The sequence below is a fragment of the Mesorhizobium sp. WSM4814 genome (genome assembly GCF_055811595.1).
Genome location: NZ_JBVVQT010000005.1, coordinates 60,874 through 84,857, shown reverse-complemented (window position 1 = coordinate 84,857; position 23,984 = coordinate 60,874). Strand labels below are relative to the sequence as shown.

24 protein-coding genes are annotated in these 23,984 nt (G+C 63.3%); 11 read left to right on the top strand and 13 right to left on the bottom strand.

Features of this window, described 5'->3' with window-relative positions; genetic code table 11:
• Both AC0L2V_RS10910 and AC0L2V_RS10905 read right to left on the bottom strand, forming a co-directional pair.
• A partial coding sequence (locus tag AC0L2V_RS10910; RefSeq protein WP_473520069.1) for a FadR/GntR family transcriptional regulator occupies positions 1-654 on the bottom strand: 654 nt, incomplete at its 3' end.
• Positions 655-789: 135 nt separating this feature from the next.
• Entirely contained in the window at positions 790-1,779 is a 990-nt protein-coding gene (locus tag AC0L2V_RS10905) for a sugar-binding protein (RefSeq protein ID WP_287052685.1), read from the bottom strand.
• Positions 1,780-2,205: 426 nt separating this feature from the next.
• Between AC0L2V_RS10905 and AC0L2V_RS10900 the strand changes: the two genes are divergently transcribed.
• On the top strand, positions 2,206-2,946 hold the full coding sequence (locus AC0L2V_RS10900) for an ATP-binding cassette domain-containing protein (RefSeq protein WP_027154335.1): 741 nt from the start codon (positions 2,206-2,208) through the stop codon (positions 2,944-2,946).
• A gap of 40 nt (positions 2,947-2,986) precedes the next feature.
• Complete coding sequence (locus tag AC0L2V_RS10895; protein WP_128175099.1) at positions 2,987-3,985, top strand: ABC transporter permease; 999 nt, start codon at positions 2,987-2,989, stop codon at positions 3,983-3,985.
• A gap of 117 nt (positions 3,986-4,102) precedes the next feature.
• On the opposite strand, the gene AC0L2V_RS10890 is transcribed toward AC0L2V_RS10895, so the two are convergent.
• On the bottom strand, positions 4,103-5,956 hold the full coding sequence (locus tag AC0L2V_RS10890) for an ABC transporter ATP-binding protein (protein WP_473520068.1): 1,854 nt from the start codon (positions 5,954-5,956) through the stop codon (positions 4,103-4,105).
• An 87-nt stretch (positions 5,957-6,043) separates the two neighbouring features.
• Positions 6,044-6,562: a GNAT family N-acetyltransferase gene (locus tag AC0L2V_RS10885; protein WP_473509252.1), complete on the bottom strand. Its 519-nt coding sequence runs from the start codon at positions 6,560-6,562 to the stop codon at positions 6,044-6,046.
• A 338-nt stretch (positions 6,563-6,900) separates the two neighbouring features.
• Between AC0L2V_RS10885 and AC0L2V_RS10880 the strand changes: the two genes are divergently transcribed.
• The 9 genes from AC0L2V_RS10880 (at position 6,901) to AC0L2V_RS10840 (ending at position 14,981) form a co-directional block, all read left to right on the top strand.
• Positions 6,901-7,728, top strand: coding sequence for an AraC family transcriptional regulator (locus AC0L2V_RS10880; protein WP_287121277.1), 828 nt, complete (start codon positions 6,901-6,903; stop codon positions 7,726-7,728).
• A gap of 139 nt (positions 7,729-7,867) precedes the next feature.
• Positions 7,868-8,311, top strand: a complete 444-nt coding sequence (locus AC0L2V_RS10875) for an SRPBCC family protein (RefSeq protein ID WP_473509254.1) — start codon at positions 7,868-7,870, stop codon at positions 8,309-8,311.
• Positions 8,312-8,342: 31 nt separating this feature from the next.
• The gene (locus AC0L2V_RS10870) at positions 8,343-9,137 is read left to right on the top strand and encodes an FAD binding domain-containing protein (RefSeq protein ID WP_473509256.1); all 795 of its coding nucleotides are present in this window, start codon (positions 8,343-8,345) and stop codon (positions 9,135-9,137) included.
• Positions 9,138-9,187: 50 nt separating this feature from the next.
• Positions 9,188-9,670, top strand: a complete 483-nt coding sequence (locus tag AC0L2V_RS10865) for a (2Fe-2S)-binding protein (RefSeq protein WP_236376878.1) — start codon at positions 9,188-9,190, stop codon at positions 9,668-9,670.
• A gap of 14 nt (positions 9,671-9,684) precedes the next feature.
• Positions 9,685-11,052 (top strand): xanthine dehydrogenase family protein molybdopterin-binding subunit, encoded by a 1,368-nt coding sequence (locus AC0L2V_RS10860; protein ID WP_473520067.1) that lies wholly within the window; start codon positions 9,685-9,687, stop codon positions 11,050-11,052.
• A 1-nt stretch (position 11,053) separates the two neighbouring features.
• A complete protein-coding gene (locus AC0L2V_RS10855; protein ID WP_473520066.1) occupies positions 11,054-12,058 on the top strand; it encodes a xanthine dehydrogenase family protein molybdopterin-binding subunit in 1,005 nt (334 codons plus the stop codon).
• Positions 12,059-12,067: 9 nt separating this feature from the next.
• Entirely contained in the window at positions 12,068-12,964 is an 897-nt protein-coding gene (locus AC0L2V_RS10850; RefSeq protein ID WP_473509262.1) for an AAA family ATPase, read from the top strand.
• 53 nt (positions 12,965-13,017) lie between these two features.
• Entirely contained in the window at positions 13,018-14,094 is a 1,077-nt protein-coding gene (locus AC0L2V_RS10845; RefSeq protein ID WP_473509363.1) for a vWA domain-containing protein, read from the top strand.
• Positions 14,094-14,981 (top strand): amidohydrolase family protein, encoded by an 888-nt coding sequence (locus AC0L2V_RS10840; protein WP_473509365.1) that lies wholly within the window; start codon positions 14,094-14,096, stop codon positions 14,979-14,981. The genes AC0L2V_RS10845 and AC0L2V_RS10840 overlap by 1 nt, the downstream gene beginning before the upstream one ends.
• A 38-nt stretch (positions 14,982-15,019) precedes the next feature.
• On the opposite strand, the gene AC0L2V_RS10835 is transcribed toward AC0L2V_RS10840, so the two are convergent.
• From AC0L2V_RS10835 to AC0L2V_RS10795, 9 genes are all read right to left on the bottom strand, one after another.
• Positions 15,020-16,456, bottom strand: coding sequence for a DHA2 family efflux MFS transporter permease subunit (locus tag AC0L2V_RS10835; RefSeq protein ID WP_473520065.1), 1,437 nt, complete (start codon positions 16,454-16,456; stop codon positions 15,020-15,022).
• 208 nt (positions 16,457-16,664) lie between these two features.
• A complete protein-coding gene (locus AC0L2V_RS10830; RefSeq protein WP_128170193.1) occupies positions 16,665-17,465 on the bottom strand; it encodes a 3-methyl-2-oxobutanoate hydroxymethyltransferase in 801 nt (266 codons plus the stop codon).
• A 37-nt stretch (positions 17,466-17,502) separates the two neighbouring features.
• Positions 17,503-17,817: a MocE family 2Fe-2S type ferredoxin gene (locus tag AC0L2V_RS10825; protein ID WP_128247706.1), complete on the bottom strand. Its 315-nt coding sequence runs from the start codon at positions 17,815-17,817 to the stop codon at positions 17,503-17,505.
• 43 nt (positions 17,818-17,860) lie between these two features.
• Entirely contained in the window at positions 17,861-18,949 is a 1,089-nt protein-coding gene (locus tag AC0L2V_RS10820) for a fatty acid desaturase family protein (RefSeq protein WP_473509266.1), read from the bottom strand.
• Positions 18,950-19,040: 91 nt separating this feature from the next.
• Positions 19,041-20,222, bottom strand: a complete 1,182-nt coding sequence (locus tag AC0L2V_RS10815; protein WP_091599136.1) for an aldose 1-epimerase family protein — start codon at positions 20,220-20,222, stop codon at positions 19,041-19,043.
• A 16-nt stretch (positions 20,223-20,238) separates the two neighbouring features.
• Positions 20,239-21,021 carry an ATP-binding cassette domain-containing protein gene (locus AC0L2V_RS10810; protein ID WP_167366554.1) on the bottom strand — a complete coding sequence of 261 codons (783 nt, stop codon included), beginning with the start codon at positions 21,019-21,021 and terminating at the stop codon, positions 20,239-20,241.
• Positions 21,018-22,022 carry an ABC transporter permease gene (locus AC0L2V_RS10805; RefSeq protein ID WP_473509268.1) on the bottom strand — a complete coding sequence of 335 codons (1,005 nt, stop codon included), beginning with the start codon at positions 22,020-22,022 and terminating at the stop codon, positions 21,018-21,020. The genes AC0L2V_RS10810 and AC0L2V_RS10805 overlap by 4 nt, the downstream gene beginning before the upstream one ends.
• Before the next feature lie 61 nt (positions 22,023-22,083).
• Positions 22,084-23,025: a sugar ABC transporter substrate-binding protein gene (locus AC0L2V_RS10800; protein ID WP_091599127.1), complete on the bottom strand. Its 942-nt coding sequence runs from the start codon at positions 23,023-23,025 to the stop codon at positions 22,084-22,086.
• 25 nt (positions 23,026-23,050) lie between these two features.
• Positions 23,051-23,965 (bottom strand): sugar phosphate isomerase/epimerase family protein, encoded by a 915-nt coding sequence (locus tag AC0L2V_RS10795; RefSeq protein ID WP_091599124.1) that lies wholly within the window; start codon positions 23,963-23,965, stop codon positions 23,051-23,053.
• Positions 23,966-23,984 lie beyond the last annotated feature (19 nt).

Genomic DNA, 23,984 nt, shown 5'->3' with positions numbered 1-23,984 from the left:
GCGCGTGACGAAAACGAAGAGATGATCGAGCGCCGATTCGATCAGCACGCCGAGCGGCACCAGCAGGTCGTTACCGGAGGCGCGCAGGATGGCCAGGTGAAAACGCGTATCGGCGCGGGTGCGCTCCGGCAATGTCGCCGCCTCGCCCATCTCCCGGCAGGCCTGGCTGATCTCGGCCATCTGCTCGTCGCTGCGCCGGATCGCCGCAAAGGCGCTGGCTTCCGGCTCGATGATGTGACGGAACTCCTGGACCGTGCGCAGGAACATTTCGCGATCTGGCGCCGTCGCATACCAGGCCAGCACGTCGCGATCGAGCAGGTTCCAGCGCTCTTTCGGCTCGACCCAGCTGCCGATCTTGGGGCGTGAGGCCAGCAGGCTCTTGGCCATCAGCATCTTGATCGCTTCGCGCACCGCCGAGCGGCTGACGTCGAAAGTCTCGGACCATTTGGCTTCGTTGGGCAGGATGGTTCCCGGCGGATAGTCGCCGCGCACGATCCTGAGGCCGATCTCGTTGGCCAGCGACGCATGCACGCTCGATCCGGGGATCAGCGCCGCGTCGGTCCGGCGGGCGCCGGCCGGACGGCCGACCGGCGCCTTGACCTTGGCCCGTGCCTTGACCGTGGTAAGTCGCTTTTTCGATCTGGCGTCCGACATCCATGTTCCCCGGCACCGGCTGAACTCAAGGCGCGGCAAAGCAGGAGCGGTTCGCCCCAGCCACGTCACCTCGTAGATTTTCGTGAACCGGCGTGACGGGGCGTCCGTCGAGCGGACGCCCCGAAAACTGCGAACCTACTTCTGGATGCAGGTATCGACCGTATCCTTGGTGCACTCGTCGAGACCGGTGAAGACCGGATCGGCGACAGGCTTGCCTTCGACCAGGTCGATCATCACCGAGGGCGCCTTGTAGCCCATCTCGAACGGCCGCTGGCCGACCAGCGCGGTCACCAGGCCCTCCTTGGCAATGGCCACTTCGTCGCCGATCGTATCGGCAGCGCCGATGACGAACTCGTTCTTGGCGATCTTTTCGGCCATCGGCTTGAACAGGTCGCGATAGGGCTGCGGCGCGCCGAACAGCGGCCAGCCGCCCATGATGCCGAAGGCATCGAGGTCGGGATTGGCGGCGAGGATATCGGTCATCGCCTGCACGCCCTTGGCGCCGTCGTCATTGGTGAACACCGGGCAGCCGGCGACCTCGGTCCAGCCGCCCTCGCCCTTGAGCGCCGGGAGATCCTTCTGGCCTGAAAGCGCGTCGCGCATGCCCTGGGCGCGGCGCAGGATGTTGTCAGCCGCCGGATTGCCTTCAATGGTGCAGATCTTGCCACCATCCGGCTTGCCCTTCTTGATGTACTCGCCGATCTTGTAGCCCATCAGGTAGTTGTCGGTGCCGAGATAGGTCTTGCGCAGCCCCGCATCTTCCTTGCTGAGGTCGGCGTCGAGCGTCATGATCGGGATCGACGGATTGGCGCTTTTGATCGTCTGGGCGATCAGCGGTGCGTTGGACGGCGAAATGGCCATCGCAACCGTGTCCGGCTTGCTCAGCATGTCCTGGACGATCTGGGCTTCGCCGGCTTCGTCCGAGGTCGATGCCGGGCCGGTGTAGAAGCACTCATACTCCGAGTCGGCGTTTTCCTTGTTCCATTTCTGGCAACCCTGGTTGATGGCCTCGAAGAACGGATTGTCGAGCCCCTTGACCACGATGACGAGCTGTTTCTTGGCCAAAGCCGGCCCGGCGCCCAGCGCCAGCATGGCGACGGCAGCGAGCAATAGTGACTTCCTCATTTCAGTCCTCCCTTGAAACAGACGGACACGGCGTGCCCGCCACACAGACCAGCCCGGATGCGCGATGACAGAGGTTCGTTTCGCGAGCGCTCGTGTCGTCAAGCCGAGCCGATAAGAATTTCCAGATGCGGTTGCAGACCAGCGCGATATGGACGCTGCCAGATCCTCGACCGATAAACCTCCGCCTGCTCAGCCCCGGCGAACCGGGGCAGGAGATCGGCATAATCTCCTCCGACGCCTAGCTAATATCGGCTTGCGACGGACGTCAATTGCTATTTGTCCTACAAAACGGATTTTTCGAAAGAAGCCGCTGTTGACGGCAAGGGGGCATATGCGTAAATGGGCGAAAGCGCGGTTCCCGGGAGGAGCTGGGAAGAGCGAGGCCGCGGCAGGATCGCAGGCCGAAAGCACGGAGGAAGCAGACTGGTGCCGGTTCTCGAACTCGCCAACATCTCAAAACATTTCGGCGCCATCCAGGCCGTCAACGACGTTTCGCTGTCGATCGAGGCCGGACAGGTGGTCGGGCTGATGGGCGACAACGGCGCCGGCAAGTCGACGCTGGTCAAGATGATCGCCGGCAATTTCCGCCCGAGCCATGGCACGATGCAGATGGACGGCAAGGAGCTGATCCTGCACAAGCCGGTGGAGGCGCGCCAGCACGGCATCGAGATCGTCCATCAGGATCTGGCGTTGTGCAACAATCTGACGGCCGCCGCCAATGTCTATCTCGGCCGCGAGCTGCGCCGCGGCGTCGGGCCGTTTCGCATCCTCGACTACGCCGCGATGTACAAGCGCGCCGGCCAGATCTTTGCCGTGCTGAAATCCGAAACCCGCCCGCGCGATCTGGTCAAGCAGATGTCGGGCGGCCAGCGCCAGGCGGTGGCGATCGCCCGCACCATGCTTTCGCAGGCCAAGATCGTGCTGATGGACGAGCCGACGGCGGCGATCTCGGTCCGGCAGGTCGCCGAGGTGCTGAACCTGATCCGCCATCTGCGCGACCAGGGCATTGCCGTCGTGCTGATCAGCCACCGCATGCCCGACGTCTTTGACGTTGCCGACCGCGTCATCGTCATGCGACGCGGCCGCAAGGTCGCCGACAAGACGATCGCGTCGAGTTCGCCCGAGGAAGTCACCGGGCTCATCACCGGTGCCATCGAACAGGTTTGATGCCAGCCGGTTTCACCACGCAAGCAGATAAAGGTCGACGATGGCAGTAACTCTTGACCAGACGATCGCACAGAAACAGCACACTTTGCTGACCAGGGTGTTTGCCAGCCAGACCTTCTGGGTGGTGATCGCGGTCATCCTCGCCTGCCTGTTCCTGTCCGTCGCCACCGATTCCTTCGCAACGACGAAGAACCTCTACAACATCACCCGCAACATCACCTTCGTCGCCATCGTCGCGCTCGGAATGACCTTCGTCATCATCACCGGCGGCATCGACCTGTCGGTCGGCTCGGTGCTTTGCCTGTGTTCGATGGTGCTCGCCGTGACCATGCATGCCGGCTACGGCATCGAGGTCGGCATTGCCGCTGCGATCGCGACGGCGCTGATCATCGGCGCCTTCAACGGCATCCTGATCGCCTATCTCGGGTTTCCGCCCTTCGTGGTGACGCTCGGCATGCTGTCGATCGCGCGCAGCCTCGCCATGGTCGCCTCCAACAACACCGTCGTCTTCCAGTTCGGGCCCGACCACGACAAGCTTCTGGCGCTGGGCGGCGGCGCCTTTGTGTTCGGCATCGCCAATCCGGTGCTCTACATGATCGTGCTGGCGCTGATCACCGGCTTCGTCCTGCGCTGGACGAAATTCGGCCGGCACATCTTCGCCATCGGCGGCAACGAGCATGCGGCGACGCTGACCGGCGTACCGGTGCGCCAGATCAAGGTCGCGGTCTACATGATCTCGGCGCTGGCAGCAGGCCTCGCCGGCATCATCCAGACCGGCTGGCTGGGCGCCGTCACCACCAATCTTGGCAACGGCATGGAGCTTCAGGTCATCGCCGCCACCGTCATAGGCGGCGCCAACCTGGCCGGCGGCATGGGCACTGCCTTTGGCGCCGTCGTCGGCGCAGCGCTGATCGAAGTGATCCGCAACAGCCTCGGCCTGCTCGGCATCAACGCCTTCTGGCAGGGGGTGTTCATCGGCGGTGCCATTCTGATGGCGGTCCTGTTCGACCGGCTCCGCAATTTCCGGCGCAACGAGTGAGACAGGGAGCTGTCATTTCACCTCTTCTCCGGCTGTGGTGTTATAGCTGCCCCTGCCACTTGAGTGCCAGAATGGCGCTTTCGCGTACCTTGCAAACGTGTTCGTCACCCGACGAGGCTATGCTAATTCTTCGGGAATGAAGCCGCCTGTCTGGCGTTTCCACAGGCGGGCAAACAAGCCATCCTGTTCGACCAATTCGTCCGGTTTGCCTTCTTCCACGATACTGCCCTGATCGAGCACGACTATCCTGTCCATTCTGGCAATGGTCGAAAGGCGATGTGCGATGGCAATCACCGTCTTCCCCTCCATCACGAAATTGAGTTTTTCTTGGATGACCGCCTCGGATTCGCTGTCCAGGGCGGAGGTCGCTTCGTCAAGCACAAGGATCGGCGCGTCCTTCAGCAAGACGCGCGCGATGGCGATACGCTGACGCTGACCGCCAGAGAGCTTGATGCCACGATCCCCAACGAAGGCGTCATAGCCCTTGCGGCCTTCGCCGTCGGCAAGATCGACAATGAATGCATCGGCTCTTGCCGTCTTCGCCGCCTGTTCGATCTCGTCCTGCGTCGCCTCCGGTCGGCCGTAGCGGATATTGTCGCCGACCGAACGGTGCAGCAGCGAAACGTCCTGGGCGATGACGCCGACCGACTGTCGCAGGCTCGTCTGTGTGACCGTGCGGATATCCTGCCCGTCGATCAGGATCGCGCCGTCCCTGATGTCGTAGAAGCGTAGCAGCAGACTCACCAGCGTAGTCTTGCCGGCCCCGGAGAGGCCGACCAGCCCCACCTTCTCGCCGGGCCGAACCGTTAGCGACAGATTATCGATGACATGCTTCCCGGACTTGTATGCGAAGCAGACGTCTTGGAAACGAATTTCGCCGCTATTGACCGTGAGGCTCGCCGCGTCAGGCCGATCTGTGATGGTGGGCGGCGTCGTCATCACGGGCATCGCGTCTTTGATCGTTCCGATTGCCTGAAAGATCTGCTGGCCCATCTGCAGGAACGTGAAGGTGTGACCAGACAGCCGTTGCAGAATATAAACCGCGCCGACGAACTCGCCGACAGTGAGAAAGGCGTGGACAAGGCCCGAAAAGCCAATCGAAAGCATCGCTAGCCAGAGTGCCATGTTAAGCGCCACGACAGTCAGTTCCGACGTGCGGTAGATGCGTTGTTCCTTGTGCTGCGTCTGTATGGTCTTCTGAATGATGCGACGGATTGCGCCAGCCTCGCTGTCTTCGGCCGCGAATTGCTTGATCATTTGCATATTGGTGTAGAGGTCGGTGATGGCGCCGGCCACCAAGCTGCGCTGCTTGGCGGTGCTGCGCGAGCGTTCGACGAATATCGGCGCCATCCTGATGGCGAGCGCCACATTAAGCGCAATCCAGACGACGACCGGCAGGGCGAGCTGCCAGGATAACGCGCTGAGCAGAACCACGGAGCCGACCATCTGCAACAAGAAGCGCGGAATGGACTGGAAGGCGGCGATGATCTGCTGCTGGACGGCCGATGCTACCTGTGACAGGCGCGATGCGACCTGTCCGGCAAAAAGGTCGTGGAAAAACGCCAGATCCTGCCGCTCGACCGCCTTGTGACCCTGCCACTGGATAGCGGCCGGCATGCCGACGCCGAGCGTATGCGAATTGAGTGTGTTTAGAAGGAACGAGGCGACTGGCATGGCCGGAAATATCAGGAGCCCGAGAAAAGTCAGGAGTGGCCATTCGCTGTGCAAGAAGGCGGATGCGCCCTTCTGCGATACGCCATCGACGATGACCGAAAGCCCCCAGACGATGGTCAGGTTGATAGCCTCGATTGTCATGGACGAAAGTGCGAGCGCGATCAGCACGCCACGGAACATCGAGATGAAGTGCAGAAGGACGGTTACGGGCCCCTTGGAGGGCAGCGGCCGGTAGGGAATATCGAGTGGCCGGATCAAATTTTCGAAGGGACCGCAGATAGCATCGGAAATCGACATGGCTCGCTCAGACGCTAAAGGAAAGAAGGAGGGCGAGGACTCAGTTAACCAGAATGCGACTGCGATTTCACGTCCGGTTTCCCCACTTCAATCATCGGCCAGTCGTCCAAATAGCCGCCGATCGAAGCGCCGCTTGCGTATGACCATTTTCTTTCGCTGGGTACCCTCGTGCCGATACCCCGCTTTTGTGAGCACGCGATCCGATGCCGGGTTCCCCTCAACTGTCCAAGCCTCCAGCCGATAAAGCTTCATGGCCTCATGGCAGTGTATGGTGACAGCGATCAATGCTTCGGTGGCGTATCCCGTCCCCCAGAAGGACTTACCGAACTCGTAACCGATGATCGCCAGCGACGCTGGCTTGTCGATCGAATTCAGGCGGATACAGCCCAAGAGAACCCCAGTACCGCGATCACGCACCATCCAGCCGAATCCCTTGGACTGCTGGGAAACGCGGACCATCCAGTTCACGAACCCTCTTGTCCGCTTCTCGGTAGGCTTGCGTGGAAAATCGGAAAACCGCGATGTCTCCGGGGCTGAAAAGATCGGATAATAGGGCTCCCAATCTTCAGGTTGAACCCTTGATAGTCGCAGGCGAGAGGTTTCCAAGTCCAGTGTTCATTCAAAGCTCCTCATCTCTTGTGCTGCTTTGCCCTGTTGGCCGCCACCTCCATGGCCGGATGGCGAGGGTGAGCCAGTGATTCCGGTCAGCGCGGCTGGCAAGTCATTGCATTCTCCATGGATACAACCGCTCCGGCAGGTAAATACGTTGGCCGGCGACAGAAAGCGCTATTCGTTTTCGTTGCTATCGCTCAGTCTGAAAATCGGTCGGCACGCCGCGTGGCGGCTGCCAGGCGCACACATGCGCCTTGACGCGGACCCGGACTGAGCAGCACTATCCCGATTGCAGGCGAAGGGAGGCCAGTCGCCTGCGGGAGGATATACCCATGACGGAAGCGATCAGGCTCTACTGGGGCCGGTTCGGACATGTTTCTGTCCTGAACGTCGCCAGCGACTTCGTCACCCATGCCCATGTCGAGGCGCATATCATCATCTGGCTGGAAGGCACGGCCGGCGAGATGACCATCGGCCGCGAGACGGTGCGGCTTGGACCCGGCACCGCCGCCGGCATCAATTCCTTCCAGCCGCACAGCCACGCTTTGTCCCGCGACGGCCGGCCCGGCCTGTTCCTCGCCTTCTACATCGATCCGGACTGGGCGCGCCGGCGCCGCGACCTGCCGTCGACCGCGCCGCTGTTTTCGGCACCGGCGATCACGCTGGAGCCGTGGCTGCACAAGGCGGCAGCCAATCTTCTCGATCATCTCAGCGACAATGAGAGCATCGACGACATCGCCAATTACGAGATCGAGCGCTTCATCGACAGCGTGCTCGACGCCGCCGACGCCTCGGCGCCACAAGTGGCGCGCGCCCGCGTCCACAGCGTGCAGGATTTCCGTGTCCGCAAGGCGATCCAGCTGATGAAGGCCAATGTCTGCGAACGCATCTGCTTCGACGAGGTGGCGCGCAGCGTCGGCCTGTCGCGGCCGCATTTCTTCGCGCTGTTCAAGGAGCAGACCAATCTGACGCCCAATGTCTACTGGAACACGCTGCGCATGGAGGAAGCGGTGCGGCAGTTGCAGTGGTCGCAGGAACCGCTGATCTCGGTCGCCTGCAATCTCGGCTTCACCACGCAGGGCAATTTCTCGCGCTTCTTCCGCGACCATGTCGGCGTTCCCCCGACACTCTATCGCGAGGCGGCGCGGGCCATTTCCTGAGCCATTTTCACACTGCCCGTTTTTTTCAGATTGCCGGTTTTTTTCAGACTTATTGATAGGCGTTCAAGACGCATTGATAAGTGCTGCCGGGCTCGCCGCCCTACCCTCGCGACACAGCTATCTGCAAGGGAAGCATCATATGGCGAAAGTCACCGTCTCCAGCGTCATCGACGCACCGGTCGAAAAGGTCTGGGCGCGCATACGCGACTTCAACGGGCTGCCGAACTGGCACCCGCGCATGGTCGAAAGCCATATCGAGGACGGCAAGGACGCCGGCACGATCGGCTGCGTGCGCAATTTCCAGCTCGCCAGCGGCGCCCGCATCCGCGAGAAGCTGCTCGACTTCTCCGACGATAATTTCCTCGTCAGCTACTCCATCCTGGAGACGCCGCAGCCGCTGACCAACCACCAGGCGACGCTGCAGCTGCGCCGGGTGACCGATGGCGACCGCACCTATGCCGAATGGACCGCCAGCTTCGACGCGGCTCCAGAGGAAGCCGACAAGCTGGCCGAGGGCATGGGCGCCAATGTCTTCCAGGGCGGCTTTAACGCCCTGAAGACCCATTTCGCCGGCCAGGGTTGAGCTGAACGGGGCTCACAAAAAGGAGCGTTCCATGGCGCTTGCACTGCAGACTTTCTCGACGGTCAAGGACGCCAGTGCGGCGCTGAAAGCCGCCGGCACCCGCTATCTCGGCGGCGGCACGCTGGTCGTGCGCGCCGCCAATGAAGGCGACGTTTCGGTCTCCGGCCTCATCAGGTCGACCGAACCGGCGCTGTCGGCCATCACCGTTTCCGGCAGGGAGGTCCGCATCGGCGCTTCGGTGACCATGGCGGCGATCGCCCGTCACCCGGATCTGTCTTCCCTTGCCCGCGCCGCGCGCGCCGTCGGCGGCCCGGCGATCCGCAACATGGCGACCATCGGCGGCAATCTCTTCGCCCCGGCGCCCTATGGCGATTTCACCGTCGCGCTGCTGGCATTGGGCGCAACCGTCGGCACCGACGATGGCGAGGTGCCGATCGAAACCTTCCTCGCAAAACGCGAAGACAATCACGCCATCGTCACTTCGGTAGGCTTCAGCTTGCCACTGGAAGGCGGCTTTCGCTTCCTGAAAATATCGAGGGTCAAGCCGAAGGGCGTCTCGGTGCTAAGCATCGCCGCCGTGCTGGAACGAGCGCCGGACGGAACCGTGTCATCGGCGCACATCGCGCTGGGCTGCATGGCCGACCGGCCGATGCGCGCCAAGGCGGCGGAGAAGGCGCTGCTCGGCAGAAAACTCACCAGCGACGGCATCGCGCCGGCGCTGGCCGTCGCGAACGACGGCACCTCGCCGATTACCGATGCGGTCGCCAGTGCCTGGTATCGCAACGAAGTCCTGCCGGTCCATCTCGGCCGGCTTTTGCTCGCCTGAAAGCCAATGGCGCATGTCCGCCTGGCTGCGGCGCAAGGAGAAAAAAAAAAATGGCAAAAATCCCGGTTCAGTTCACTCTCAACGGCGTGGAAAAGGCCGAATTCATCGACAGCGGCACGACGCTGCTCAATGCGCTGCGCGACAAGATCGGCGACACCTCGCCGAAGGGCGGCTGCCATCAGGGCACATGCGGCGCCTGTTCAGTCATCATCGACGGCGAGTTGCGGCTGTCCTGCCTGACGCTGGCCGAAACCTGCAACGGTGCGGCGATCACCACGACGTCAGGGCTTTCGCAAGGCGGCGTGCTGCATCCTTTGCAGCGCGCCTTCCTCGACGCCTTCGCCACGCAATGCGGATTCTGCACGCCGGGCATGATCATGGCCGCCAAGGTGCTGCTCGATCACACGCCGGACCCCAGCCGCGACGAGGTGGTCGAGGCGCTGTCGGGCAATATCTGCCGCTGCACCGGCTACGAGCCGATCATCCAGGCGGTGCTGACCGCCGCGCGGTCCAATTCGCAGAACGCAGCTTGAGGGGAGTCGAAAAAATGGAACTCCGCAAGAGCTATTTCGCCGACCAGCGCACGGACGATCTGCACGAGATCGGCCAGCCACGGCCGCGCTCCGATTCGCCCGGTCACGTCACCGGCAAGACCGCCTATTTCGCCGACCGCAATTTTCCAGGCATGCTGCATCTGAAGATGGTGCGCAGCCCGCATCATCACGCCCGCATCCGCAGCATCGACACTTCAGAGGCGCAGATGCATCCGGGCGTGGTGAAAATCCTGACCGCCAAGGACGTGCCGCACAATGTCTACACCATCCTGATCCTGATCCAGATCGGCCCGGAGGACGAGACGGTGCTGGCCGACGGCAAGGTGCGCTGGAAGGGAGAAGCCGTGGTGGCGGTGCTGGCCGAGACCGAGCGTGCCGCCCAGGAAGCGGCGGCCAAGGTCAAGGTCGACTACGAGGTGCTGCCGGCCGTTTTCGACATGGAAGAAGCGCTGAAGCCCGGCGCGCCTGTTGTCAACGAATATCACGGCCGGAATTATTACCTCTATGACAGCGGCGAATGCCGCAAGGTGCGCTTCGGTGATGTCGAGGCCGGTTTCGCCGGCGCCGATCACGTGCTCGAACAGACCTATCAATCGTCGCCGATCGAGCACGCGCCTACTGAGACGACCGGCTGCATCGTCGCGCCGGAGGGCGACGACCGCTTCACCTGCTACACCAATACGCAGGCGATGTTCTTCACCCTCGACAACGCCTCGATCATCCTGCAGATGCCCGGCAACAGACTGCATTTCGTCGGCGGCACCGTCGGCGGCGGCTTTGGCGGCAAGGTCGACGTCATCGTCGAGCCGATCGCCATCCTCGGCGCCAAGCTGACCGGGCGGCCGGTCTCCTTCATCTACAGCCGCGAGGAGGAGATGCAGATTTCCTCGCCGCGCGCCGCCGAAAAGGTCGTCATCAAGGACGGCGTCATGAAGGATGGCCGCATCGTCGCCAGAAAAGTCACCGGCTACACCGATGCCGGGGCCTATTCGCGCCATTCGCCCTATGGCGCGCAGAAGGGCGCCGGCCACTATCCCGGCCCTTACACCATCCCGAATGTCTGGATCGACACCTACTGCGTCTACACCAACCGCACCCCCTCCTCCGCCATGCGCGGCTTCGGCGTCACCATCGGCGATTTCGCACTTGAGGTGCAGATGGACAAGCTCGCTCGGCTGATCCGCATGGACCCGCTTGAATTCCGCTTCATCAACGCCTACCGCGACGGCGACATGAAGGCGCACCGCCAGCCGACCGAGGGCGCGGCGCTGATCGAGTGTATGCAGGAAGCCTCGCGCGCCGCCAACTGGCCGGTGGCGGAAAAATTCATGGCGATGTCGTCCTACGCGAAGGGAGCTTGAAATGGCGATCAGGCGCGGGCGCGGCGTCGCCGCGATCAACTATCCGACCGGCATGAATCTTGGCGGCGACCCGACCCAGGCGCTGGTCCATTCGACGCCGACCGGCAATTTCATGGTAACGCTGTCGAGCGTCGATCTCGGCCAGGGCATGAAGCAGATCATGGCGCAGATCTGTGCCGAGACGATCGGCGTGCCTACCGACCGCGTCGTCGTCGACACCGCCGACACCGACACCGGCCCGCACTGCATGGGCACCTTCGCCTCGCGTGGCACGCACCGCGCCGGCAACGCCGTCATCCAGGCGGCCAGGGAAGCCCGCCAGGTGATGCTGGAAGTGGCGGCCGAGGAGCTGGAAGTGAACGCCTCGGACCTCGAGACCGACGGCCAGGGCAACGTCCTGGTCAAGGGCGCGCCGCAAAGATCGATCTCGATCTTCGATGTCGCGCTGTCGGCGCATTTCAAGCGTGGCCGCTCGATTTCCGGCCGCGGCATGTTTTTGATCCCGCGCTCCTATCCCGAGAAAGAAACCGGCGCGATGAAACCGTCGACCTGCTATGCGCACGCCTGCACCGTGGCCGAGGTCGAGGTCGACGACGAAACCGGCGAGGTCACCGTGCTGACGGTGAAGAATGTCTTCGAGATCGGCCGCGCGCTGAACCCGAAAATGGTCGAGCAGCAGCTCGTCGGCGGCTCGTGGATGGGCATCAGCCACGCGCTCTACGAGACGACGGAACCCTATTACCCCGACCGCGATCATGGCGGCACCGACTTCAACCACTATCTGATGCCGGGACCAGGCGATCTTGCGCAAACCGAGATCATCGTGCTGGAGAGGCCCTCGGCCGACGGACCCTTTGGCGCCAAGGGGCCGGGCGAAATGTGCGCCAACCCGCAAATCCCGGCGGTCGCCAACGCGGTCTTCGACGCCGTCGGCGTGCGCATCGACACGCTGCCGATCACGCCGGAACGCATCCTGCGGGCGCTGAAGGCGCAAGCCTCGAACTGAGTGCTGGAAATGCCCAAAAGAAGCGCCCGGGCTAGAAGCGCCGACACTGTCGTGATCTCGCCGGAGGCGGTGGCATCGCGCCTCGCCGCCTCGCGCTATCTGGCCGATGAAAGCCTGGCCACCGCCATTTTCCTGGCGATCCGGCTGGGCAAGCCGCTGCTGCTCGAAGGCGCGCCGGGCGTCGGCAAGACCGAGGCGGCCAAGGCGATAGCCGAACTGCTCGGGCGCGACCTGGTGCGGCTGCAATGCTACGAAGGCATCGACGCCGCACACGCGCTATACGAATGGAACTACCAGCGCCAGTTGCTCGCCATCCGCCATGCCGGCGAGCATGAGGTCGACATCTATGACGACCGTTTTTTGATCGCGCGGCCGCTGCTGCAGGTGCTGAAGGCGCCGGAAAAGCGCGTACTGCTGGTCGACGAGATCGACCGTTCCGACCATGAGTTCGAAGCGCTGCTGCTGGAATTCCTGTCCGATTTCCAGATCAGCATTCCCGAGCGCGGCACCATCCGCGCCAAAGCGCAGCCGATCGTCGTCCTGACCTCGAACCGCACCCGCCAACTGGCGGAGGCGCTGCGGCGGCGCTGCGTCTACCACTGGATCACCTATCCCGACGCCGAGCGCGAGGCCGAAATCATCATGCTGCGCGCCGGCGACGTCGCCAACGCCACGGCGCGCGCCGTGGCTATGGCCGTGCGCGACATCCGCGCCCGCCCGCTGGCCAAGCCGCCCGGCATCGCCGAAGCGGTCGAATGGGCGAACGCCGCGACGATCCTCGAAAAGGGCGGCAGCCCGTGGCCGGAAGCGTTCCGCCGCGCCATCGGCGTGCTGATCAAGGATGAGGAGGACCTGTCCTACATCGCCCCCGAGCTTGGCCGGATCGTCGAGGAGGCATTGGCGTGAGCCCCGCGGCCCTACCCCGGGCGGCTGCACCCTTGCTCGGCTTTGGCCGGCTGCTGCGCCGCTACGGCTTTCCGGTTGCGCCCGAGCAGGTGTCAGGCTTCATGCAGGCGGTGACGCTGCTCGGGCCCCGCTCGATGGCCGACATCCACGAGGCCGCGCTTGCCACGCTGGCGCCGCCGCCCGACCGCCGCGACGAATTCGAGGCGCATTTCCAAAGTTATTTCTACGGCAACACGGTTGCCGTAGTCGAAGGCGAGGCCGACGAGGAAACCCGCATCAAGGATGACGGCGGCGCCAGCCACGAGGAGAACGAGGTGGCGCGTCAGGAGGAAGGCGGCGCGCTGTCGTCCGGCGCAGAACAGCTGAGCGCCCGCGACTTCCAGCGCGTCGGCGACGGGCTTGCCGCTTTCCGCCGCAAGCTCGCTAGCGCTCTGCCCGCCCGCCGCTCCTTTCGCACCGTGCGCACGCACGCACGCGGCAAGCTCGATCTGCGCCGCTCGCTGCGCGAAATCGTCAGTGCCGACGGCGATATACCGTCGCCGCTGCTGCGCCGCCGGCAGACCGTGCCGCGCAAGCTCTTGTTGCTGATCGACGTGTCCGGCTCGATGAAGCTCTACACATCGGAATATCTCAAGCTGGCGCATGCAGCGGTGCAAGGCGCGGACCGGGCTGAAATTTTCACCTTCGGCACGCGGCTGACCCGCATCACCACGGCGCTGCGCATTCGCGACCGCGACCAGGCGCTGGCGCGGGTGGCAGCACTGGTCGACGACTGGGACGGCGGCACCCGCATGGGACCGACGCTGCTCGCCTTCCTGTCGGTGCCGCGCTTTTCCGCATTCGCACGCGGGGCGGCGGTCGTCATCCTGTCGGATGCGCTGGAGCGCGGCGACCATGCCGAGCTTGAAATGGCGATGCGCCGGCTGAGCGCACGCGCCTTCCGGCTTTCGCTGGCGACGCCTCTGGCCGGCGACCCGCGCTTTCAGCCGGCGACGGCAGCACTTCGCGCCATCCTGCCGGTGCTCGACGATCTCGTCGACGGCTCATCGATCTCGGGTCTCAGCGATTTCATCCTGTCGCTCGCCCGCCCTGCCCCGACAGCCGCAGCAATCTGGAAAAGGGTTTCATGATGCAGAAGGCGATAGACGCGCATTTCCACATCTGGCGCCGAGAGGACCAGCCCTGGCTGCGCGGGCCGATGGTGCCGCGCATTTTTGGGCCCTACGAGCCGATCCGCCGCGACTACCCGATCGAGGAATTCCTCGCCGACCAGCAAAGCTCTGGCGTCGAGAAGGCGGTCTACGTCCAGACCAACTGGGCCAAGGAGGATTTCGAGAAAGAAGTCGCCTTGCTGCAGACGACGGCTAACGAAACCGGTTGGCCGCATGCCATCGTCGGCTATGCCGACATGACGGTGGACGATGTGCGCCATCAGGTCGACCGTCTGATCAAATACCCCCTGCTGCGCGGCGTGCGCATGCAGCTCCACTGGCATGAAACGCCGGCCTTCCGCTTTGCCGCCTCCGCCGACCAGGTCGTCGACCCGAAGGTGCGGGCCAATGTGGCGCGGCTGAAGGACTATGGTCTGACCTTCGACCTGCAGCTTTTCCCGGCTCAGATGAAGGACGGGCTGACGCTTGTCGGCGAAAATCCTGAAACCAATTTCATCCTCACCCATGCCGGCATGCTGACCGACATGTCGGAGCAAACCACGCAAGCCTGGAAGGCCGGCCTGCGCACGCTTTCAGCGGCGCCAAACCTCTACGCCAAGCTGTCCGGCCTCGGCACCTTCGTCCACCGCAACGACCCGGCGCTGATCGCCTACATCGTCGACAACGCAATCGACATCCTCGGCAGCGACCGTCTGATGTTCGGCTCCAACTTCCCGATCGAAAAGCTGTGGACCAGCCACGCCGAACTGATCAAGAAGCACCGGGAGGCGGTGGCCAAGCATGGTGCGGCGGCAGAGGCGGACATTTTTTGGAACACAGCGGAAAAGGTATATCGGCCGGTGTGACGCGCTGCCCCCCTTCCAAACACCCTTGTGGGAGAAGGTCACGCCCGATGGCCCGAAACCTCGGCGCCGGCGGCCAGCGGCAGCGCCAGGAAGCGGAACGAGGCCACGAGCCCGATGGCGCCGATCGCCAGCAAGGCGAGGCGGAAGTCGACCAGGTCGGGCGCCGCCCCGGCCCTGGCGATCTGCGACAGGTTGAGCAGCGCCGCGGCGACCGCCACGCCGAACAGCATCGCCACCTGCTGCAGCATGCTGGACAGCGTCGCCGCCGAGCTGCGCTGCGCCGAAGCGATATCGGCAAAGGCCAGCGTGTTGAGCGCAGTGAACTGCATCGACCGCGTCAGTCCGGCAATCAGCATCAGCGCCACCACCAGCGCTTGCGGTGTCTGCGGCGATATCGCCGCGCAGGCCATGATCGACAGCGATGCGATCACGCCGTTGACGACCAGCACCGAACGGAAACCGAAGCGCTTCAGCGTCGGCGTCGTCACCGTCTTCATGCCGAGATTGCCGAGGAAATAAGCCAGGATCAGCATGCCGGCATCGACGGGTCTCAGGCCGAATCCGACCTGGAACAGCAGCGGCAGCAGGAACGGCTGGGCGTTGATGGAGACCCGGAAAATGGTGCCGGCCGACAGCGTCGATATGGCGAAAGTCTGCACCTTGAATGCCGCAAGGTCGAGCAGCGGATTTTTGGCACGCGCCAGGTGCCGCACGGCCAGCCAGCCGATCAGGAGGCCCGCGCCAAGCAGCGCCACGGTCGGCAATGCGCCGTCTTGCGGATGGGCGATGCGCTCGAGGCCGTAGAGCATCGAGGCGAGCCCGACCGAGGTCACAAGGAAGCCTGGCCAGTCGAGCGGCCTGGTTTCGGAAGCGCGGTCGCCGGGAATGAAGCGGGCGACCAGCGCCAGGCCGGCCGCGCCGAGCGGAATGTTGATGAAGAAATTCCAGTGCCAGGACAGATAGGTGGTGATGAAGCCGCCAAGCACCGGCCCGATCACCGGCGCAAATAGCGCCGGCCATGTGATCAGCGCGGTGGCGTTGAGAAGCTCGGACTTCGAGGCGTTGCGCAGCACCAGGATGCGGCCGACCGGTGTCATCAGCGCACTGCCCACGCCCTGCACGGCACGCGCGGCGACGAACTGGGTCAGGTTCTGCGAGATGCCGCAGGCGATCGAGGCCAGCGTGAACAGGGCGATCGCCACAAGGAAAATGTTGCGCGCGCCGAAGCGGTCGGCGAGCCAGCCGGACAGCGGCACGAACACCGCCATGGTCAGCATGTAGACAGTGATGCCGATGCTCATCGCCACTGCCGGCACGCCGAAGGATTCTCCCATCTGCGGCAGCGATGTCGAGATGATCGTCGAATCCAGAAGCTGCATGAAGAAGGCGACGGCGACGATCAATGCCACGCGCCGCGCCTGCCGCGCCGCCGTCGCGGTTTCGGGCAAGGCTTTGTTTTCGGGAATGGCGGTCATGCGCAGAACTGTACGAAAGTTTTTCCCGCGCCACTGGGAACCAGGCGATTGTCCGGCAAATCGATGACGGACCGGTTTGAACAGCATTTGGGCGACGACGTCCAGACATGGCCCAACAAACTTTCGTGTCGTTTCGCGACCTGTCACGGCGGAGAAGGTATCTCCCCTGTTGTGGGAGAAGGTCACAGCAGGTCCTGGCCGGAGCATCTCATCCGGCGTCGATCTTCTCCATGAACTGACCGAGCTGATCCGGGTCCATATGCACCACATGCTTGTCTTCGGGATAGGCCAGGCTGTTGACGTCGGCGACATATTCGGAAAAAGCAGCGATGCGTTCCGCCTGTAGGCGGTCATATTCGGCGGCAAAATTGCGATAGACCTTGGAATGGCGCGGCATGTGGCCACGGTTCTGGCCAAGGATGTCGTCGGCGAACAGATATTGCGCGTCGCAGCCGGTGCCGGCCCCCATCGACAGCATGATCAGCGAGGTTCGCTCCGAAATCGCCTTGGCCACCTCGACCGGCACCACTTCGATCTCGGCGCCGATCGCGCCGGCCGCTTCGTATTGCTTGACTGCCTCGAAAATCTGCATGGCGCTGTCGGCGGTTTTGCCGACAGCCTTGAAGCCGCCGGTCCAGGTGGCGCGCGACGGAATCAGGCCGACATGGCCGATCACCGGGATATTGTCATCGGCCAGCCGTTTGACAGTGGCAAAGCCGGCGCTGCAATAAACCGCGTCGGCGCTCGCCTTGTAGAGCCGGAACGCCCAGCGGACGAAATCGTCGGCTGTGCCGATCTCGTAGAAATTGTCGCCCGGCATGGTGAACAGGCTGGGTGCGGCATCGCGGTATTGCGGATCGAGCACCAGTTCCGGCGGCACCGAGACTATGTCGACCCCGGCTCGTTCGGCGGCCTCGGCCTCGTCCATCGTCAGCACCCGCAGCATGGTCAATTGCCGCTTGCCCTTCATGGCGCGCAGGTCTGCCACCGTCGGTCTTTTCCGGCTCATCGATTCTGGTCCCTATATTACGTGAATGGAAGGCCGGTCAGGCGATCTGGATCATCACCTTGCCAGCTTCGACCTTCACCGGATAGGTCTGCAGATTGACGCAGACGGGCGCGCCCTTGGCCTGGCCGGTCTTGTAATTGAAGCGGCCATTGTGCTTGGGGCATTCGATGATGTCGTCCATGACAAGCCCATCGGCCAGATGCGCCTTTTCATGTGTGCAAAAGCCGTCGGTAGCGAAGAATTCGTCATCCGGCGAACGGTAGATCGCGAAGCTGCGGCCGTCATGATCGAAGCGGATGACATCCTCTTCGTCGACATCGTCCACAGTGCACGCCTCGACCCAATCGGCCATCTCTATTTTCTCCCGAATTTTCGCCTTGCGCTGCTGCACAGTGCTATTCAGCTGCTGCCGACATGTTCACTTCGTGGAACTCGCCACGATAGGTCCGTGCCGTCGGCGGCAGTTCGCGCTTGAGGAAATAGTCCTCATATTTGAGCTGCCTGAGCAGGACCGGCCAAACCTCGCGATAGGCATGCCACATCGATGGGTTCGGCTCCGGCAGATCGTGTCTGATCAATTCGTGCAGCCTGGGCAGCGCGTGATAGGGCACCATCGGAAACATGTGATGCTCGACGTGGTAGTTCATGTTCCAGTAGATGAACCGGCTGATCGGGTTCATGTAGACGGTCCGGCTGTTGAGCCGATGATCGACCACATTGTCGGCCAGGCCGATGTGCTGCAGCAGGCCGGTCAGCACCATATGCCAGGTGCCGTAGAGGCGCGGCCCGCCGATCAGCACCAGCGGTATCCACGACTGCATAGTGAGGGCGAGCGCAATCGTGGCGATGTAGATGGCGACATGCCAGCGCGCGGCGATGACGGCCTTGAGCTGTTCCATCTCGGGCACGTAGCTTTTCTCGTCCGGCGTCAGCTTGCCGAACGCCTGGCGTGCCAGTGCCGGAAGCGAATAGCGAAAGTCGAGGATACCGGTGAAGGCGAGTGCGGTGCGCAGCAGGTCCGGCGGGCGCATCACGGCGATCTCGGCATCGCGTCCGACGATGATGGTGTCGGTGTGGTGGCGGGCATGGCTCCAGCGCCAGGTCACCGGGTTGCGCATCAGCATGAAGCTGGCAATCTGGTAGACGACATCATTCATCCAGCGCGTGCGGAAAGCCGTGCCGTGGCCGCATTCGTGCCAGCGCGAATCGCTGGCCGAGGCATAGAGCACGCCATAGGCGAAGAAGAACGGCACGCACCACCAGGTGCCCCAGAAGTAAACGCCGCCGGCGGCGGAGACCAGGATGGCGCCCAGCCAGATGGCCGTGTCGCGGATTGCCGGACTGTCGGAACGTTGCATCAGTTCCTTCATCGTCTTGCGCGGCACCTCGGTATGGTACCACTCCGCCGAGGCTAGCCCGGTCTCGATCGCAATCCGCGTGCTTTCGCCGACCAGGCTGTAATCGCGCTTCACCTTGCCAGCCATTGTGACCTCCAATTTTCGAACCGCCGCGAGCCCTCTCCACTCCGGCCAAGGCCAGCCTTCCAACCGGTGTTTCGCACCGCCTTCGCCATTGTCACGACCTGCCTCCGAGAACAGGAAAATGACCCGATGGCCGCGGATAATCCTCCCGCGGCTGCCTGGCAATCGCTGCGATCCGGCTCTCGGCGGCGGCGATCTCGCCGGCGCCGTCGAGAACCCGAAACACCGCTTCGTACGAACGGCTTTCGCCGTGCTCCAGCCAGATCATCTCGCCGCGTTCGCGCGCTGCCAGATTGCCCAGCACATGATGCGTCGACGGCTCGATGCCGAGCGCATAATGCCCAGCCTGGAAATTCTGCCACTCATAGGCGCAAGGCAACTGGTGCTTGCGGGTGACGACTTCGAGACCGAGGCCGAGACGGTCGTTGACCACCGCCACCGGCACGTCGCCGTTGGCGTCGGCGCCGAGTTCGTGCTGCCAGACCTGTTCCGTGAAGCCCAGTTGCGGTGCCGGCGCCGTGCGGTAGCCGACCTTCTGCGCCTCATAGCGCTCGCCGGCATGGCCCGCCCAGACGACGTCGCGGATCGGCGCCAGGTAGCGCGAGCCCTCGTCGAGCACCGGATGGCTGACATTGATGTGATAAAAGTACATATGCGGCGTGCGGCTAAAACCGTGATTGACGACGCGGTCCGACAGCCGGATCTCGTTGCCGCCGACATCGGCCTCGATCCGCCGCAGCAGATGCAGATCCTCGCCGAACACCGTCGACTGCTGAACGAAGCCTTCGGCCCACAGCACGCAGCGGTCGCCGTCCCATGTCTCGCCATAGCCGGTCAATCGCGCCGGGATGGTGCTGACGCGGCCATGCAGCGAATGGCGCACCGTCTTCTTCGGCGGATAATTGTAGCTGTCGGCGGGGACCTCGTTCATGAACAATATATGGTCAAGGCCGCAGGTCAGCAGCAGGCCGGAAAACGACCGCGCCCAGGCCAGCCCCTCCTCGCCTTCATATTCGTGCAGACCGGGATGGCGAAAGCCGCTCGGCGAATGCCAGCCGATCGCCTGGCCCCTAAAATCGCAATCGGCGATGTCGAGCGCCCGGTCGACCAGCGCGGTGAAGCGCAGGCCGGAGCCGGTGCGGAATTCGAGCATGCGGATGCCGCGCTCCACCCCGTCGCCGAGCGTCATCAGCCGCACGCCGGCGAATTGCGACAGCATGCCGGACCGTTCCGATACCTGCCGGCGCGAAAGCGTCTTGCCGTAAAGTTCTACCATGTGACGGCCAGTTCCTTCACTTCGCTCTCGTCTCCTTGAGCAGGGCCGACATGTCGGCGCCGGTGATGATACTCTCCACCGTCAGCAGATCGGTATCGGCGACCGTCTGCTCGGCGACGATCTCGCCACGGCGCATGACGATGATGCGGTCGGCGACCTGGAAGACATGATGGATGTTGTGGGTGATCAAAAGCACCGAATGGCCGGCGGCGCGCATCTCCTTGACGAAACGCAGCACGCCGTGCGTTTCCTCGACGCCGAGATTGTTGGTCGGCTCGTCGAGGATGATGACCTTGGCGGCGAACTGCATGGCCCGCGAAATGGCGATCGACTGGCGCTCACCGCCCGACAGCGTGCTGACCAGCGCATCGGCGTCGAGTTTTTTCGAGATGCCGACGCGCTTCAAAAGTGCCGCGGCGGCATCACGCAGCTTGGCGAGGTCGAGCGGCGCGAACACGCCCAGCCATTTCAGATTGACCGGCTCGCGACCGAGAAAGAGATTGCGCGCGATGCTCAGGTCCGGCGCCAGCGACGTGTCCTGGTGAATGGTCTCGATGCCGAGATCCATGGCGCCGCGCGTCGAGCGGATCGAGACTTTTAGGCCGCGCACATAAATGTCGCCGCGGTCGACGGGGAAGACGCCGGAGATCGCCTTGATCAGCGTGGATTTGCCGGCGCCGTTGTCGCCGAGCAAGGCCACCACCTCGCCCTCGTTGAGGGTGAAGGAGGCGCTCTTCAGCGCGCGGACGCTGCCGAAGGATTTTTGCAGATTGTGCAGTCGAAGCACTTCCATGGTCAGCTCCTGGCGGCGTTCTTCTGCAGCAAAGCGTGCAGGATGAGCATGGCAAGGATGATGACGCCGACGAAGATATTGTAGGCGAGGCCGGGCACGCCGATCAGCACGATGCCGTTGCGGATGCTGCGCAGCATCAGCGCGCCGACGATGGTGCCCAGGATGGTGCCGCGCCCGCCGGTCAGCGCCGTGCCGCCGACCACCACCATGGCGATCACTTCGAGCTCGTATCCGGTGCCGGCCACTGGCGAGGCGGCCGAGATGCGGAACGCACTGATCATGCCGGCCAGACCCGCCAGCACCGAGGTCAGGATGAACAGCCAGACCTTGACCGCGTCGGCCGGCACGCCACGCGCCACCGCAGCGTTGCGGTTCGAACCGATGGCGCTGATCCAGTTGCCGAGCTTGGCGTAGTGCAGCACGTAGATCGCCAGCAGCGACAGGCCGATGAACCACCACAGCGAGGTATAGAAACGGAACGTTCCGATATTGAAGCTGCCGGCCAGCAGTGTCACGAAAAAGCCAGGCTGGTCCCAGGATTTCAGCGGAAAGCCTTGCGTGATGTAGAGCGCAGCACCTCGCACGACGAGCAGCATTGACAGCGTCACCAGGAACGAGGAGATGCCGATCTTGGTGACGATCAGCCCGTTGACCGCACCGATCGCTATGCAGAGCAGCAGGCCGGCAAGCAGCGCGATGCCGATATCGAACCCGCCGTTCTGCACCAAAAGCATGACGACGACCGGCGCAAGGCCGAACACGGCGCCGACCGAAAGGTCGAACTCGCCCGCCGTCAGAAGCAGCGTCATGCCGAGCGCGATGATGCCGAGTTCGGGCAGGAACGCCATCATGTTGGAGATGTTGAGCGGCGACAGGAAGTTCCCGTCGGCGATCGCGAACATCGCCAGCAGGACAATCAGGATGACGAGCGAAGAGAATTGCGGCGAGCGGATCAGGCTCGACCTGCGTTTGGAGCGCGGCATTTCCTGTTCTGCGGCGATAGTCATGACTGCTTGGACCATATCTCAGCTTGACGCCCGCCGCCTGCGCAGCGGGCGTCAGTTTCAATCACTTGTCGTAGAGTTTCAGGATCGGTTCGACGCTCGATGCGTCGTAGAGGCTGAAAGTGTGAATGTCGTAGCCGATCGGTTCGCCCGCGGCGGCAAGCCCGAGCAGCGCCACCGGCATGAAGCCCTGCGCCGACGGGAATTGCCAGGCAGCCGCGTTGACGAAGCCGGTCTTGACGGCTTCGGCGGTTTCCCTGGAATTGCCCCAGCCGACGACCGGGATCTTGCCGGCCGGAACGCCGGCGCCGTCGAACACCCGCTTGACGCTGGCCGCCACGGAATCGCCGAGCGCGATGATTGCCGGCGGATTGTTGGCGACCATGTAGTCGGTCATCTTGGCGATGATGCCGGCCGGATCGGTGCCGCAATCGACCACGTCGTATTTGATGCCGAGCGGATCGAAGACGCTGGCGATCCCTTCGGTCTCGAGCTGCTGATAGCTGGCGCCCGGCACCTCGACCGGCAGGAACACCTTGTCGCCCTGCTTCACCATCTTGTGGTCGACCAGATATTTCGCCCAGATGACGCCGGCTTGCCTGAGGTCGGCGCCGACATAGGCCTGCCGGCCGGTTGCCGGATCGTCGGTGTTGAAGAACACGATCGGGACGCCAGCCGCCTTGGCTGCCTTGACCTCCTCGGTCCACAGGCCGGGCTGCGCCGAGGTGGTGGCGATGCCGTCCGGCTTGGCGGCAAGTGCGGAGTTGAAGGCCTCCTTCTGCGCCGCCATGTCGCCGCCGCTGAACGAGATCTTGCAGGTCACCTTGAGCTGGTCGCAGGCCTTGGTCGCGCCTGCATTCCAGTCGATCCAGAAGGCGTCCGACGGGCCGCCATGCGATAGCAGGTAGAACGTCTTCTGAGCATCCTGCGCCAGCGCCGGTTCAGCCAGTGCAACACCGGCGAATACGGTCGCCGCAGCCGCGATTTTCGATACGAATTTCAACATTCTCTTCCTCCCTTTGTTGTGGCCGTCACAGTCCGTTGGCGCGGAATTTCTCGTCGAGGAATTTCTTGGCGCGCGGCACGTCGTCCTCCGAAAGGTGCTCGATGATGACCGGGATGTTCGGGTGCTTTTCGGACAGCCGCTTGAGATAGAGGTCGTAGTTCAGCGAACCGAGGCCGGGCGCCGGCAGCTCGATCTCGCCGACACCGCGAAAAGTGTGGCTTTCCAGCGCATCCTCGTCGCCGATATCGGCGTGCTTCTCCGACTTGTCGCCGCCCGAGCGCTTGACGTCCTTGGCGTGGGCTATTTTGATCTTGTCGGTCAGGGTGTCGAATACCTGGTTCAGGATCTGGTCCATCCTGTCGATGTTATGGGTCTCGAAATAGTTGGTCGGATCCATCAACAGGCCGAGGCCGGGATGGTCGACCTGCGCGAACATCTTCACCGTCTCCTCGACCGAGCCGACGACATTGTTGACATAGGTTTCGAGCAGGAACACCGCGCCGTGGTCGTAGGCGGTCTGGGCAAGGTCGGCGATGACCTTGCGGCATTCCTCAAAACCTTCCTCGGTCTTGTTCTTGGGATGGTGCACCCAGTCGGATTCGGTGTTGTAGGTGCCGGTTTCCGAGATCACGTAAGGCGAGCCGAATTCTCGCGCATTGCGGATGATCTCCTTGAGATAGCCGACGCGCCTCTCGCGCTCGCCGATGTCCGGATGAATGATGTTGGTGTAGCCCGACACGCAGCACACCGGCAGGTTGTGGTCGCGGAAGGTGTCGCGAACCGTCCTGGCCTTGTCCTTGGTGATCTGCCCGGCCGACAGGTCGATATCCCTGAAATGCAGGTCGAGCTGCACCGTGTTGAAATCGAGCGCACGGATCTTTTGCGCGGTTTCCTTGAGGCCGTACGGGAAATAGCCCGTGAAGATACCTGCCTGCATCATGATGTGAAATCCTCCCTGT

Excerpts from the sequence above, each read along its gene's own strand:
- AC0L2V_RS10840 (WP_473509365.1), top strand. The coding sequence starts at position 14,094 with ATGCAGAAGGCGATAGACGCGCATTTCCACATCTGGCGCCGAGAGGAC.
- AC0L2V_RS10800 (WP_091599127.1), bottom strand. The coding sequence starts at position 23,025 with ATGTTGAAATTCGTATCGAAAATCGCGGCTGCGGCGACCGTATTCGCC.
- AC0L2V_RS10895 (WP_128175099.1), top strand. The coding sequence starts at position 2,987 with ATGGCAGTAACTCTTGACCAGACGATCGCACAGAAACAGCACACTTTG.
- AC0L2V_RS10805 (WP_473509268.1), bottom strand. The coding sequence starts at position 22,022 with ATGACTATCGCCGCAGAACAGGAAATGCCGCGCTCCAAACGCAGGTCG.
- AC0L2V_RS10880 (WP_287121277.1), top strand. The coding sequence starts at position 6,901 with ATGACGGAAGCGATCAGGCTCTACTGGGGCCGGTTCGGACATGTTTCT.
- AC0L2V_RS10820 (WP_473509266.1), bottom strand. The coding sequence starts at position 18,949 with ATGGCTGGCAAGGTGAAGCGCGATTACAGCCTGGTCGGCGAAAGCACG.
- AC0L2V_RS10795 (WP_091599124.1), bottom strand. The coding sequence starts at position 23,965 with ATGATGCAGGCAGGTATCTTCACGGGCTATTTCCCGTACGGCCTCAAG.
- AC0L2V_RS10890 (WP_473520068.1), bottom strand. The coding sequence starts at position 5,956 with ATGTCGATTTCCGATGCTATCTGCGGTCCCTTCGAAAATTTGATCCGG.
- AC0L2V_RS10860 (WP_473520067.1), top strand. The coding sequence starts at position 9,685 with ATGGAACTCCGCAAGAGCTATTTCGCCGACCAGCGCACGGACGATCTG.
- AC0L2V_RS10905 (WP_287052685.1), bottom strand. The coding sequence starts at position 1,779 with ATGAGGAAGTCACTATTGCTCGCTGCCGTCGCCATGCTGGCGCTGGGC.
- AC0L2V_RS10870 (WP_473509256.1), top strand. The coding sequence starts at position 8,343 with ATGGCGCTTGCACTGCAGACTTTCTCGACGGTCAAGGACGCCAGTGCG.
- AC0L2V_RS10825 (WP_128247706.1), bottom strand. The coding sequence starts at position 17,817 with ATGGCCGATTGGGTCGAGGCGTGCACTGTGGACGATGTCGACGAAGAG.
- AC0L2V_RS10835 (WP_473520065.1), bottom strand. The coding sequence starts at position 16,456 with ATGACCGCCATTCCCGAAAACAAAGCCTTGCCCGAAACCGCGACGGCG.
- AC0L2V_RS10855 (WP_473520066.1), top strand. The coding sequence starts at position 11,054 with ATGGCGATCAGGCGCGGGCGCGGCGTCGCCGCGATCAACTATCCGACC.
- AC0L2V_RS10875 (WP_473509254.1), top strand. The coding sequence starts at position 7,868 with ATGGCGAAAGTCACCGTCTCCAGCGTCATCGACGCACCGGTCGAAAAG.
- AC0L2V_RS10830 (WP_128170193.1), bottom strand. The coding sequence starts at position 17,465 with ATGAGCCGGAAAAGACCGACGGTGGCAGACCTGCGCGCCATGAAGGGC.
- AC0L2V_RS10815 (WP_091599136.1), bottom strand. The coding sequence starts at position 20,222 with ATGGTAGAACTTTACGGCAAGACGCTTTCGCGCCGGCAGGTATCGGAA.
- AC0L2V_RS10865 (WP_236376878.1), top strand. The coding sequence starts at position 9,188 with ATGGCAAAAATCCCGGTTCAGTTCACTCTCAACGGCGTGGAAAAGGCC.
- AC0L2V_RS10850 (WP_473509262.1), top strand. The coding sequence starts at position 12,068 with ATGCCCAAAAGAAGCGCCCGGGCTAGAAGCGCCGACACTGTCGTGATC.